We start from the raw sequence: 509 nt of genomic DNA, 5'->3' as shown, positions 1-509 counted from the left end.
GTAACGGAAAAGCTGGCGTTGACGTCGCCAATGGTTAGGGTGGCGCTGCTGGCTGTGTTGTGTTCGCTGCTGCTGGTAACCCTTACCACGATGCTATCGCCGTTATTCACTTTACCGGCACTAGTTGAAAAGTTGCCGCCATTCACGGCGTATTCGCCACCGCTAATGCTGATGCTTGTTTCGGCGTTGATGCCGGCAAGGGTAAAGGCTTCGGATTCATAAGCGGTGTTCAACGCCGCGTCGGCAAGGGCGGTAAAGTTAAAGGCATTCGGTGTGGTGTCTGTGACCGTCTCGCCGCCTGTGTCTGGGGTTGAGTTACTGCTCCCGCCGCCGCCACCGCAGGCAACGAGAAAGGCGGTAAGGCTAAGGGCGGTGAGCAGTGAGAAGTGTGTGCGTGGCATGGCTGGGTTCCATTAGGATTTTATGTTGTTATTGGGGCAGTCTACCCAGAGATGCATTATTTGTGAATAGTTAATTGTTGACAATTTGTAGTGGTTCAAAGATAGTCC

General features: G+C 53.0%; 1 protein-coding gene. It reads right to left on the bottom strand.

The annotated features are described in order from the left end of the window. Window positions 1–401: hypothetical protein (locus ACFQEU_RS18080; RefSeq protein ID WP_379784416.1), on the bottom strand; the 401-nt coding region annotated here is incomplete at its 3' end. Between the last annotated feature and the right edge of the window lie 108 nt (window positions 402–509).

The organism is Halorubrum tibetense (genome assembly GCF_042661865.1).
GTDB lineage: Archaea > Halobacteriota > Halobacteria > Halobacteriales > Haloferacaceae > Halorubrum > Halorubrum tibetense.
The sequence above is the reverse complement of the archived record's forward strand: the minus strand, read 5'-3'. Positions and strand labels throughout refer to the sequence as shown.